This is a genomic window from Bacillus cereus group sp. BfR-BA-01349 (assembly GCF_022663795.1).
In the GTDB taxonomy this organism is placed as follows: Bacteria; Bacillota; Bacilli; order Bacillales; family Bacillaceae_G; genus Bacillus_A; species Bacillus_A cereus.
The window spans coordinates 1-11,708 of record NZ_JAKUGE010000088.1 but is presented as its reverse complement, the minus strand read 5'-3'; the positions used below and the strand labels follow the sequence as shown (position 1 = coordinate 11,708).

Here is an 11,708-nt window from a genome sequence, read left to right as displayed (position 1 = left end):
TACCCTATCATTTGACAACTCGGAATGAAAGTTCACTGTTGAACAATTGTCCGACAGTGCCTAAGCTTTTCACTTAGGAACGTGTCGCACCGCCGTTTGGATAGATTTGAAAGAAGTCTGGCCCTGAGTATGTACGGAATAGTTCTGGATTTTTAATAATAAGTCCAGTTTCTTCAAACACTTCTCGTTTTAAAGCATCTTCTAACGTTTCGTTATATTCTAGGGCACCACCAATAATGCCCCAGCGGTTAAAATCTGTACGGAGCTGCAGCAATACTTCATCTTTTTCATTTAATATAATGGCGTGTGATCCTATTAGAATAAGTGGATGATTTCCTACTAGATTTCTCATATCTTCAATATAACCCATGTCATTGCTCCTTGTATTTAATAATAGTTAGGAATTTCTTTTAACATTCTTTCTGTTTTACGTGCTGTAAAGGCTAAGTTATGGTCGTCTTTCGTTCTGAAAAATAATGTGCGTAAAAAGGTTTTAATGTTGGCACATAAAATACAATACTCATTAAGCGAAAGGCGTTTTCTTATTTGAGGAAGCCTTTTTATTTTTTTATGAATAATAGAAATTAACTCGTTTTGAGGAAAATCATGATACAGCATTGCTAGTAATGGCGTAACAATGCGCTCATCTTCGTTATTATGAAAAAGGTCAGATGGAATAAAGATTTTATTTAATAAACAATGAATTAATTCTTCGTACCATTCAAAAGTTGTATACGTATTATGAACAATTTCAGTAAAGGCATCAGATACGTGAGCAAGACAATGAGCCCATCCTTTATTTTCGATATAGCCCCGAAAATCCGTTTCTAAGTTTGTGTATGTAATGAGTTTATTTTTTATTTCTTCGATATCTTCCTCTGTACAAAAGTAGTGCGAATTAGCGAATTGGAGTATTAACGCAATTAACGAAACAGTGTAAGAACGTGTGAAAACCCCATCTGTATGTGGGGAGTAAATGTCACAATATAAATACTCATCACTTAAACAAGTTTGCAGAAGTAATTTCAGCTGATCGTCCATAAGGAATTCATGATGAATGAAATGCGCAAAACATTTATATATAAGTTGGTAACGAACGTAGCTATCAGTCGTTCCGATATACTGGAGCATGTTCAAAGTTAACTCATTTACGTCTATATGCTGTAGTTGCGTATAGTCATTTTGTTGTATAAGCTCTAACTGTTGTTGCAATGCTGTAATATCCACTGGAGAACCTCCTCCGCACTTTAAAGATGCGATCTTTTCTAGTATTCTATATATTCAAGGACAATCCTGCTCATGCAAGGAGAACGATTAGAAATTCGAGTATGATATAGATGAGGGAAGAATATGACGACGATAGAACAGTTAGAAAAATATTTTAAAATAAGAAGAAATGCTTCTTCTATTATGATAAAAGAAAATAATGCAGAGATTTTTACAGAAGAGCAATTAGAGGAAATGATGCAATATTGCGTTGCTGAAGCTAAAAAAGATGGATTAGAAAAACTACATTTTGAAATCTCTTCAAAAAGTCCAAATTATGATGTGTATAAAAAATGTTTTGAAACGTATTCATTTGAATATGTTACGGAAAACATGATTGTATTTAAAGATATATATGAAGTAGAAGATGTAGAAAGTGAAATTGATTTTAAGCTTATTGAAGAAGTTGGAGAAGAGGCTTTTTATTCACTGTGGAATGAAGCGACGGGAGAAACAGTCGTTCATGATCAATTTGTGCATATGATGCTACAAGAAATTGGTGAGCAATGGAAAGAACATTGTTTAACAGCGAGTGTAGGTGAAGAGCCGATAGGGATTGTAATTCCGCATATTGAAAGAGGTACGTTAGAAGAAGGGAAACTTATGTACTTCGCAGTTACTCCAAATATGCGTAATAAGGGATATGAAGCTGCATTATTTGCAGGTGCGATGTTTGTCTTAAAGGAAATAGGTGCATCTTATTATATTGGTGAGACAAATGTACAAAATGAATGGATGAAGGATGTTTTTGAAAAGAATGGATGTCAGTTGCTGAGTTGTACTGAGCGATATGTGAGGAAGTTTTAGGATATAATCTGGGACACATTTAGTGAGAACCCTTGTACAAATTTTGAACAAGTAAAAGAACTTTTCGCCTGTTTGTAAGATAAAAAGAAAAATGAGAACGACAAAGTAGATATTTGTATAATACAATAGGGTGAGATTTGATTATATGAGAAAGCGTTGGTGAAAGAATGGGACAGCAAAGAAATTGGTTACAAGCAACTATAGAAAGAAATAAAGATAATACGTTACAAATAAAGTGGGAAAATAATATAGAAGAAGTTCGTATTTATTGGAGTACTTCACCAGATCATATTGAAGAAAATGGAGAATTACTTGCAACGGTAAATGGAGAATTATCATATACAATTGAAAAACCGAGTGAAAATGAACGTCCATATTTTAGATTAGTAGGAAGTAATGGACAAGCAGTAACAGTAGCCGAGCGTAGATTGCCATTACAAGGTGCGTTTAACTTCCGTGATATGGGAGGATATGAAACGACTGAAGGCCGTAAAGTAAAATGGGGCAAATTATACCGCTCTGAAGAATTAGCAGGGCTAACTGAATGGGATATTGCCTATTTACAAAAGTCTGGTTTAAAGTTAATTTGCGATTACCGTACAGACTTTGAAGTGAAGCATAAGCCGAATCCAGAAATTACGGGTGCTCGTCAAGTGTGCTTACCAGTTATGCAAGACTTAGCGAAAGACTTAAATATAAATGAGTTTTTCCAAGTTGGTGACCTTTCTATGTTAGGAAAACCAGGTGAGTATCTTGTGAAAATGAATCAAGATTTCGTAAGTGGTAACGAGGCATTCGTGAGCTTCTTAAACTTAGCGCAAAACCCGGAAAACTTACCGTTAGTAAACCACTGTACAGCTGGAAAAGATCGTACTGGATTTGGTTCAGCATTATTACTACTTTTACTAGGTGTACCAGAAAAAACAGTAATGGAAGACTACTTACTAAGTAACGGATTCCGTGAAAAGCTAAATGAAAAAATGATGGCCTTTTTAGGTGCGAAATTACAAAACGATGAGAGCAGAGCGATATTAGGTGCAATGTTTGAAGCACGTGCTGAATACTTGCAAGCTGCGATTGGTGAAATTCAAAAGCAATACGGATCAGTTGAAGCATACGCTGAAAAAGCTCTTGGCTTTACGAAAGAGTCGTTAGAGGAAATGAAAGAGTTATTGCTAGAAGATTAATAATGAGAAGGAGGCTGAGCGGATTAGCCTCCTTTTACTATTGTTGCTATAATTTTGTTAATGAGGATGTTGTGCACAGAGGAGAAAATGGATGAAAAGAACTTAAGAATCGGGGGATAAAATGATTCATACACGTGTAAAAGCAGAGGGGTTAAGAGAGAAGCTGGCAACAATACTAAGTCAAGAGTATAAGGAACTAGCTATTCAAGATTTAAAGGTGATTGGAACGGGAGTGCAAAATATTGTTTTTCAAGGAGATTCAGAAAAGGGGTCTTTGGCATTTCGAGTACCGTGGGAAAGAGAAGTGGAAAATATAAATGAAGACTTATTTAACAGTCGGATTTCGTTGCAAAAGGAAGCGGAGCTGTCTAAGTATTGTCATTCAAAAGGTATTCCAGTACCAAGGATACACGGATTGCATCTTTCAACCGAACTTGATTTTTTAATTTCGGATTGTGTGTATGCTGATCATATGCCAATTTCCGCATGCAAAATAGGGGAGTTAGTGAGCAATCTTCATAGTATGCCAATTGATGGTTTGTATTACAAACAAAATATTAGAGAGCCCATTAGTAAGTATATAGCAGAACGAATTGTGAAACGGATAGAAGGGTTTAATACAATCACGAACTGCAAAATTAATCTTCCGGATACAAAAACAATTGAATATATTCTTAGTACAGCAGATCATGTAAAATGTTTATTACATATGGACATTCGACCAGCCAATTTAATCGGGTATAATGGAGAAGTTAAAGCAATAGTTGATTGGGATAATGCTTTAATTGGTCATCCATTGCTGGAGCTTATGAGAATAGCTGAAACAAATGAGGTTAGTTGGGATGAATTTAAAGATGGATATAAGAATGATAGTATCTTTAATGTTACTCCTCATATTGTTAGTTTATTTTATAGACTAGATACAGCAGTCATGCTAGCAAATTTATTTATAGCACATTTGAAAATAAAAGATAAAGGTGTATTCTATAAAGAGCGGGTTAAAGCGCTTCATCGCGACATATATATAAACTTATAAGCAATGAGAACGAAGCTTTTAAAATAGGAATTGAGGAGAACATCATGAAATACAAATTTATATTATTCGACGTAGACGATACATTATTAGATTTCCCTGAAACGGAAAGACACGCATTACATAATGCGTTTGTACAGTTTGGCATGCCTACAGGGTATAATGATCATCTTGCAAGTTATAAAGAGATTAGTAATGGATTATGGAGAGATTTAGAAAATAAAATGATTACGCTAAGTGAATTAGCCGTAGAGCGATTTAGACAATTATTTGCACTTCATAATATAGCCGTAGATGCGCAGCAATTTAGTGATGTATACCTTGAAAATTTAGGGAAGGAAGTACATCTTATAGAAGGCGCATTACAATTATGTGAAAATCTTCAAGATTGCAAGTTAGGTATTATTACGAATGGATATACGAAGGTGCAACAATCAAGAATCGGAAATTCGCCTTTATGTAATTTCTTTGATCACATTATTATTTCTGAAGAAGTTGGTCATCAAAAACCAGCGCGTGAGATTTTTGATTATGCGTTTGAAAAGTTTGGGATTACTGATAAATCAAGTGTACTAATGGTTGGAGATTCGTTAACTTCTGATATGAAAGGCGGAGAAGATTACGGCATTGATACGTGTTGGTATAATCCGAGTTTGAAAGAAAACGGGACAGATGTTAACCCGACTTATGAAGTGGAGAGTATTCTACAAATTTTAGAAATTGTAGAAGTGGCGGAAGAAAAGGTAGCTTCATTTTAATTGTGCTGATATTTGTCGAAAAATCGATATATTGAAAAAATCGTTGATATATTGTAAGTTGCGATAGATATAGTTGAAAAATCGCTCATGTAAATTCGTATACTAAGATATAGAACAAAAAATAGCGCTACTATACAAGATCATTCACGTGTTATAATGCGTGAATTAAATATGCGTATATAAATAGTTTCTCAGAGTGATGCGATGTCATGTATGATTAGTGTAACAACTAGAGGTGAATAAAGGATGTTAACGTTTTTATTTGAGTTAGATAAGAGTATCCCGCAGAAGGATGAGCCACGGTATGATGCTTATTCAAAGGGTTTTATCGAAGGAGATGTAACGATTTGCGCGAGTGACAGCGTATTTTTTCAAAAATCATGTATGAAGGTTGCAGAGCTGGGTATTTATTTAGGTCAGTGGATGGAACAAGTTCAACATGGGCAGAACGTGCCTATGAAATATGAAACGGCTGACCGTGAAGAGGTAATTCTTGGTTTCTTCTATGAAGAGGATCATAATCAATGGAATGTTTCTTCCAGTTGGCAATAATTTGAAATTCAAGAGCGTATAGCTACTACAACATTAATAGAGAGTGTTCAAAGCTATTTGTATGAGCTAAATAAAGAACTGCGCATGATAGAATATCCTGTGACGTTTGATCAGTACTTAAGAAGAGAGCGAATGATGCAGCTCTCTTACAAACGACCGTGTGATAGCAAAGCAGATACGACGCCGATAGAGGTTTATAATGGAAGTGAGCAAGTAGGCGTAGTACGAGGCTATTATAAAAATATGTTGATGAGAGTGCTGGATTTTATTCCGAAAATTGGTAGTAATATTATTTATGAAATAAAGGATAGTAAGGGCAATATTCGCATCATTGCAAAGGATGTAAGTAGACAGCGCCAAAGAAAGATTTTAGTAACGTACATCGATAATCATGATGCAGAGCATGAAATACTTGTATGTGACGGAAAGTTATTGGATGCAAATTTCTTATTTACCTTTACATATAGGGCAGAAGAATATGTTGTTCATAAAACTTCATTTGGAATGGGAAAGTTATTACGAAAAGGCTATGTAATTGCAGATTGGAATATTCGTCTTGAGGAAGATATGTATTACATTGAGATGAATGTATATGATGAAGATTACATGCAGGATCAATACTTACTATTAGGCGTATTTCATGCGATTTTATATGGATAATCAATGAGAAATACCGTCATTCTTCTTGGAAAGAATGACGGTATTTTTTTATGTGATTCTTGTGACTGGACGCCTTTAATCAATCCTCAAAAATAAAAATCTCATCAATCTTACTATGTAGTGCCTTCGCTATATCGTGAGCAAGTTGTAAGGAAGGATTGTATTTACCTTTTTCGAGATGACTAATTGTTTCACGTCGCACACCAACGCTCTTTGCTAAATCTTCTTGTGTCATGTTCAATTTGGCGCGGTATTCTTTTATCCTCGTTACGAACGCCATGGTGCATCTTCCATTTCATCAACAGGTTTATCATAAAAGAACATAGAAAAACCGAACGTAAGAATGAGTGTGCCGAAAATAAGAGCGATATCAATTTCTTGTAGCGCCGGGTTTGGAAATAACATTTCAATGAACATAATGATAGCGGTAGTTAGTAACGTAAAGATAAAAGCATTACGGCACGATTTATTAACGATTTGTTCAAACAGTTCATCGTGTTGAACCGTTCTATACGATGTGAAAAAGGAGAAGAAACAGAACATAGTAAACAATCCTTTTTCATAAAAAAATCCGAGGAAACCGAAGAAACCGAGAAATCCTAAATATTTTATCCAAGTTGTTTTCATGATAGGTCCTCCTTGTGTTGTTAGAAATAAGTCACGTTATGTTATAAATATATCACAATTGGATAGGAATGGTAATAATAGTTTTCCAGTTTGCTTCATAATAATAGTAAAAAGAGGAAATATGCTGCGAAATAAAGAGGATAATATTGTAAAATGGTTGTAAGGAGGGGGAGGAAGAAATGCTAACTTGGATCATGATCGTTGTATTACTTGTAGTGATTACTGTCATTGCGACGGTTTTAATTGGGCGGAATGGTGATGCAAATTATAGCAAAGCGACAAAGGGGAATATTAAACGCTTAACAATGATTTATATTATACTAGCTGTCGTTTTAGTTGTTGGATTAGGGGTGTATATTTATTTTAAAGGTTAAATAAACTGAAAAATGTAAAAATCTTAAAATAGAAGTATGCTATAATATCAATATAGTTATTTGGTAATTAAGGAAAGGATTGGATGGAATGATTGAAATTACGAATGTGTCAAAAAGTTATAATGGGTCTACCTATGCAGTAAAAGACTTAAGTTTATCTGTGCCTAGCGGCGAAATCTTTGGATTTTTAGGACCGAATGGTGCGGGTAAATCAACGACAATTAAGATGATTACTGGTATTCACGGGGTAGACAAAGGGACTATTACGATTAACGGAAAAAATATTATGGAAGAGCCGATGGAAGCGAAGAAGACGTTTGGTTATGTACCAGATAGTCCAGATATGTTTTTACGTTTAAAAGGAATTGAATATTTAAACTTTATGGCTGATATGTATGAAGTGCCGAAAGAAGTACGACAAGAACGAATAGAGTCTTTAGCGAAGAAGTTTGATCTTTATAATGCATTATCTGATCAAATTCAAAGTTATTCGCACGGTATGAGACAAAAAATCGTTATTATTGGTGTGCTCGTACATGAGCCAGATGTATGGATTTTAGATGAACCATTAACTGGGCTTGATCCAAAATCTGCATATATTTTAAAAGAAATGATGAGAGAGCATGCGGATAAAGGAAAGATTGTATTTTTCTCTACACACGTATTAGAAGTAGCGGAAAAAATATGTGACCGGGTTGCTATTATTAATAAGGGGAATTTGCAGTTTAAAGGAAATTTAGATGAAATGAGAGATCATTTTAAATCCAATGAATCACTTGAAAAAATGTTCTTGGAGATGACGGGAAATGAGTAAAATTTGGACGTTAACGAAGGTACTATTAAAGTTAAATTATGCAGATTTTATAACAGATAAGAAGAAGCGATGGGCGTATTTATTTTCATTTGCAGCTATTTTATTTGTTGGCTTTTTAATATTTGGTTCGATGACGCACGGAATGTATGAAGGTCTGAAACAATTAGGGCAAGGGCCGGGAATGATTATTGCAATGGGACTTGCGATTGCTAGTATATGGGTATTTTTAATGAGTATCACGAACATTTTAACTGTATTTTACTATAGTAATGACATTGAAATGTTATTGCCGTTACCATTAAAACCAGCGCAAATTATTTCGGCAAAATTTTTAACGGTATTAATTACACAATACGTAATGAGTTCATTCATTTTATTACCAATCTTCATTACGTACGGTTTAAAAAGTGGCGCATTTATTACATATTACATATATATGATTTTTATTTACTTACTCTTCCCAATCGTGCCGTTAGTATTAGCTTCGTTACTGATGACAATTATTATGAGGTATACAAATATAGCGAAAAATAAAGATCGAGGAAATATATTTATTGGAATCGTAAGTATATTATTTATTGTAGGAATTAACGTATTTATGCAGTGGAGAAATAAAAGTGCGTTTTCTGGAGACGGGGCTGCGGAATACCTTGTAAATAATCAATCTTCTCTTTTAGTACAAATGACAAATTATTTTCCAACTACATATTTTGGAGCAGTGGCATTAGTAGAAAATGCAAATTGGAAAGGTCCTTTATATGTAATAATCTTTGCAGTTATTTCATTTGTCTTCTTTGTGTTGTTTTATTACATTGCAGAGCGTACATATTTAAAAGGAGTTATTGGACTTTCAACGAGTACAGCAAAGAAACAAGTTATTTCGGCGGAAGGTTTACAGAAATCAACAGTGCAAAGTTCTCATTTAAAAGCGTATGTGAAAAAAGAATTTAAAACGTTATTCCGTACACCACAATTTTTCTTAAATTGCATTGTACAAACTTTCGTTATGCCAATTATGTTGTTCTTTATTTTATTTGTGCAAGATGGGAATTTAAAGTTTATTACAGAGTATATTAACAATCCAGAGACAACGGGATTTGCAATTGGTGTTGGCCTTTGTGCATCGTTATTTTTAATGGGTAGTAACGTCATTGCAACAACGTCATTTTCGCGAGATGGAAGCTCTTGGTTTGTGAATCGTTATTTACCAGTAAAGGCTTCGGATATCTTTTTTGCGAAAGCAATCACTGCTTGGTTAATTAATGTGATCATTTTAGCAGTATTCGGTATTACGATGGCAGTTGTAGCTGGGATTTCTCCAGTCTTTATGATACTGTGGTTTTTACTAAGTGCGAACGGGTTGTTATTAATTAATTTAATCGGAACACGCTGGGACGCACAAACTGCAGATATTCATTGGGATACAGAGCAGAAATTATTTAAAAGTCGATATACAACTTTGTGGAATTTTTTGGCTAATATTTTAATAGCTTTAATTATTGTGGGGGGAGTAAGTGTATTATACTTCTTCCTTCAAGTAGGACTTTGGATTATGTTTATCGTTTTATTTGTAATGTTTACAATTGTAAATTATATCTTTATTAAAATGTTAAAATTAGGTGCTGAACGTATACTGTCAAATATTCAATAAGAAGATAGATCCTCTGCATTCATGCAGGGGATCTGTGTATAGATGGAGGAGAAAAAGGTGAAGAAAATAGCAATTGTAACAGGGGCAACTCGTCTGAATGGAATTGGTGCAGCTGTATGCAAGGTGCTTGCTCAAAAGGGGATAGACATTTTTTTCACGTACTGGCCAAAGTATGATAAAGCGATGCCATGGGGAATGAGTGATCAAGAACCCTTTTTGCTGAAAAAGGAAATTGAAAGTTACGATGTTCGATGTGAAATGGCAAAAATCAATTTATCGCAGTCTTATTCGCCAAATCGTTTGTTTTATATGGTATCAGAACGGTTAGGTGATCCATCTATTCTAGTTAATAATGCAGTATATTCTACTCATACGAGGATTGAGGAATTAGATGTAGAGCAGTTGGATAAACATTATACAGTTAATGTTCGGGCTACTATGCTATTAAGTTCATTGTTTATAAAACATTATTCACTTAAAACGGGCGGGAGTATTATTAATCTTACTTCAGGACAGTCAGTAGGCCCAATGCCAGATGAACTAGCATATGCAGCAACGAAAGGGGCAATCGAAGCATTTACAAAGTCAGTAGCACCAGTTGCAATGGAGAAGGGGATTACAGTGAATGCTGTAGATCCAGGACCGACGAATACAGGATGGATTACAGAGGAGCTGAAGCATCATTTAGTATGGAAATTCCCGCAAGGTAAAGTAGGAGAACCGGTGGATGCTGCGCGCTTAATTTCTTTTTTAGTAAGTGAAGAAGCGAAATGGGTTACTGGGCAAGTCATTCACTCGAATGGTGGTTATTCATAAAAATATTATGTTAACAAATGTTGAGAAACAAAAAACGAAAGAAAATTTTATTTTTTTGTATAAATAAAATGTCAAGAAAGATAAAAATTTGATAGAAGAGTATATTGTCATATGAAGATAGTAATTCTTAATGTGACAATATACTCTTTTTCTTTTACTTGCGAGCAGAAAAATGAAGTAGAAGAAACTCGAATATTAAAATGAGTTTATCAGTTTTTGTACGTATTATTATGAAGATTACTGTCGGAAAGATGATAATTCGTATGAAAAGGGATTTTTTAAAGGGGAATCGAATCGTAAAGGGGAGGATAAATTATGTAAAACATAGGGGGATTTATATGAAAATGAAAAAGGTCGCTATCGCATCGATTACAATTGGTACAATGCTTACTATGGCAGCTTGTAGTCCTTCAGTAGATAAAGAAACGGAAAAGAAAGAGCAAGTAACTGCGCAAAATGATGGAGAAGCAAAAACGACAAGTGCAGATGAAGCGTCAAAAACAACGAAAGATACTGAAAAAGAAACAAATACTTCTTCAAATGAAAAAACAGATAAGGATGCAAAAAATACGAAAGAATCATCAGGAACAGAAAGTAACGGCAAAACGTCAACTCAAAACGAAAATGTAAAAACAAAAGAAAAAGAAACGACAGGAAAAACGAATGATCAAACGACTAGCGGGAAAACAGCAGATCCAAGCACAAGTACAAGCACAAACAATAACGGAAAGACAACGAAAGATCCGAAGAAAAGTGTTGCTGTGAAAACGAACGTTAAAGAAGTTGTAGCATTAATTGATAGCTTGGACAAGCAGTTAGCTGCTAATCCAAAATTGGAAACAGTGAATAAGCTTGGCAAACAAATTAATGAAAAGTGGGATGTGATTGAAAAAGAGCTAGAAGCATCACATCCGACGGATTCTAAAACAATCGGTCAAAGTATGTATCCGTTAATTGTAGGAGCGGAGAAAGAAAAAATCGATATTAATAAAATGAAATCATTAACGACGAAAACGAAAAAAGATTTAAATCAGTTATTGACGAAACTTTCATAGTTTCAAAAGCCTACTCGTGTGAAGTGCACCCCAATTGTTAGACACATAACTAACAATTGGAGGTGCATTTTTTATGGCTAAATTTTCTTCAAAAGATAAAATAAAAGC

General features: G+C 34.4%; 12 protein-coding genes and 2 pseudogenes. 10 read left to right on the top strand and 4 right to left on the bottom strand.

The genetic code is table 11. The annotated features are described in order from the left end of the window. Positions 1–91 precede the first annotated feature (91 nt). Together MR169_RS27330 and MR169_RS27325 are read right to left on the bottom strand one after the other, a co-directional pair. Positions 92–370, bottom strand: a pseudogene (locus MR169_RS27330) (NUDIX domain-containing protein); the annotation flags it as partial. Positions 371–387: 17 nt separating this feature from the next. After that, complete coding sequence (locus MR169_RS27325) at positions 388–1,227, bottom strand: DUF2785 domain-containing protein (RefSeq protein ID WP_000355452.1); 840 nt, start codon at positions 1,225–1,227, stop codon at positions 388–390. A 123-nt stretch (positions 1,228–1,350) separates the two neighbouring features. Between MR169_RS27325 and MR169_RS27320 the strand changes: the two genes are divergently transcribed. From MR169_RS27320 to MR169_RS27300, 5 genes and pseudogenes are all read left to right on the top strand, one after another. Next, a complete protein-coding gene (locus MR169_RS27320) occupies positions 1,351–2,073 on the top strand; it encodes a GNAT family N-acetyltransferase (RefSeq protein ID WP_242320363.1) in 723 nt (240 codons plus the stop codon). A gap of 167 nt (positions 2,074–2,240) precedes the next feature. Next, positions 2,241–3,260 (top strand): tyrosine-protein phosphatase, encoded by a 1,020-nt coding sequence (locus MR169_RS27315; RefSeq protein ID WP_098617225.1) that lies wholly within the window; start codon positions 2,241–2,243, stop codon positions 3,258–3,260. Positions 3,261–3,381: 121 nt separating this feature from the next. Beyond that, positions 3,382–4,296, top strand: coding sequence for a phosphotransferase family protein (locus MR169_RS27310; RefSeq protein ID WP_000582027.1), 915 nt, complete (start codon positions 3,382–3,384; stop codon positions 4,294–4,296). Between the two features lie 44 nt (positions 4,297–4,340). Beyond that, the gene (locus MR169_RS27305; protein WP_242320362.1) at positions 4,341–5,051 is read left to right on the top strand and encodes a YjjG family noncanonical pyrimidine nucleotidase; all 711 of its coding nucleotides are present in this window, start codon (positions 4,341–4,343) and stop codon (positions 5,049–5,051) included. A gap of 246 nt (positions 5,052–5,297) precedes the next feature. Further along, positions 5,298–6,263: pseudogene (locus tag MR169_RS27300) on the top strand (tubby C-terminal domain-like protein). 79 nt (positions 6,264–6,342) lie between these two features. Here MR169_RS27300 and MR169_RS27295 read toward each other — a convergent pair. Together MR169_RS27295 and MR169_RS27290 are read right to left on the bottom strand one after the other, a co-directional pair. Beyond that, positions 6,343–6,543 carry a helix-turn-helix transcriptional regulator gene (locus MR169_RS27295; RefSeq protein WP_000896322.1) on the bottom strand — a complete coding sequence of 67 codons (201 nt, stop codon included), beginning with the start codon at positions 6,541–6,543 and terminating at the stop codon, positions 6,343–6,345. After that, positions 6,531–6,890 (bottom strand): DUF3796 domain-containing protein, encoded by a 360-nt coding sequence (locus MR169_RS27290; protein WP_000859205.1) that lies wholly within the window; start codon positions 6,888–6,890, stop codon positions 6,531–6,533. Before MR169_RS27290 ends, MR169_RS27295 begins: the two co-directional genes overlap by 13 nt. 179 nt (positions 6,891–7,069) lie before the next feature. Between MR169_RS27290 and MR169_RS27285 the strand changes: the two genes are divergently transcribed. The 5 genes from MR169_RS27285 (at position 7,070) to MR169_RS27265 (ending at position 11,600) form a co-directional block, all read left to right on the top strand. Beyond that, positions 7,070–7,264, top strand: a complete 195-nt coding sequence (locus tag MR169_RS27285) for a hypothetical protein (RefSeq protein ID WP_000958863.1) — start codon at positions 7,070–7,072, stop codon at positions 7,262–7,264. An 88-nt stretch (positions 7,265–7,352) separates the two neighbouring features. Then, a complete protein-coding gene (locus MR169_RS27280; protein ID WP_000570204.1) occupies positions 7,353–8,078 on the top strand; it encodes an ABC transporter ATP-binding protein in 726 nt (241 codons plus the stop codon). Continuing rightward, positions 8,071–9,729 carry a putative ABC transporter permease subunit gene (locus MR169_RS27275; protein WP_061663337.1) on the top strand — a complete coding sequence of 553 codons (1,659 nt, stop codon included), beginning with the start codon at positions 8,071–8,073 and terminating at the stop codon, positions 9,727–9,729. Before MR169_RS27280 ends, MR169_RS27275 begins: the two co-directional genes overlap by 8 nt. 57 nt (positions 9,730–9,786) lie before the next feature. Further along, positions 9,787–10,545, top strand: coding sequence for an SDR family oxidoreductase (locus tag MR169_RS27270; RefSeq protein WP_061663363.1), 759 nt, complete (start codon positions 9,787–9,789; stop codon positions 10,543–10,545). A 338-nt stretch (positions 10,546–10,883) separates the two neighbouring features. Then, on the top strand, positions 10,884–11,600 hold the full coding sequence (locus MR169_RS27265) for a hypothetical protein (RefSeq protein WP_000782565.1): 717 nt from the start codon (positions 10,884–10,886) through the stop codon (positions 11,598–11,600). Positions 11,601–11,708: the final 108 nt, after the last annotated feature.